We start from the raw sequence: 564 nt of genomic DNA, 5'->3' as shown, positions 1-564 counted from the left end.
GTGCCAAAGCACTGGCAAAGGAGTACGGCATCGGTGGGCACTCCCACGATTATCTGGATGGCAGTCGAGGCTTCGTCAACCACGACTGGAAGGGTCTGGAATTTGTTCATTATCCCGACCACCAGAAAATCACCCTGAAATGGGCGCAGGTGGAAAAGTATATCGACCTTATGATTCAGTCCGACCGCTATCTGACAGATGAGGAAAAGGAACAGCGTGCTACCAGACAGGAAGCATCCAACTACAATGTCGGGGATGAAGTTGTGGTAGACCTGCCCACCAGAACGATTGAAGGTACCATCGGCTATGTTGGCGAAACCGATGTGCGCATCGACACCAGTGCGCACGGGCAGTCTTGGGACAATGAGGTTATTAACAAGCAGCAGTTTGAGCAGGGGCTGCGACAGAGTGCGACTGCTCAGCGTGTGGATAAAATGCTGGCGCAGGCAGAAGCCATCGCCAAGGAATCCGAAGTGCCTGAATACGAACGTTTCTCTGTCCGAAAAGTCGTTGACGGTAAAATGCCGCTTTTTGCTATCTGGGATGATCTTTATGATGACTACT

1 protein-coding gene is annotated in these 564 nt (G+C 51.4%); it reads left to right on the top strand.

Annotation, left to right across the window (positions count from 1 at the left end):
- A partial coding sequence (locus P0G09_RS15485) for a hypothetical protein (RefSeq protein WP_275253093.1) occupies positions 1-564 on the top strand: 564 nt, incomplete at both ends.

It is taken from the genome of Faecalibacterium sp. DFI.5.82 (assembly GCF_029076575.1).
Lineage (GTDB): Bacteria > Bacillota > Clostridia > Oscillospirales > Ruminococcaceae > Faecalibacterium > Faecalibacterium duncaniae.
The sequence above is the reverse complement of the archived record's forward strand: the minus strand, read 5'-3'. Positions and strand labels throughout refer to the sequence as shown.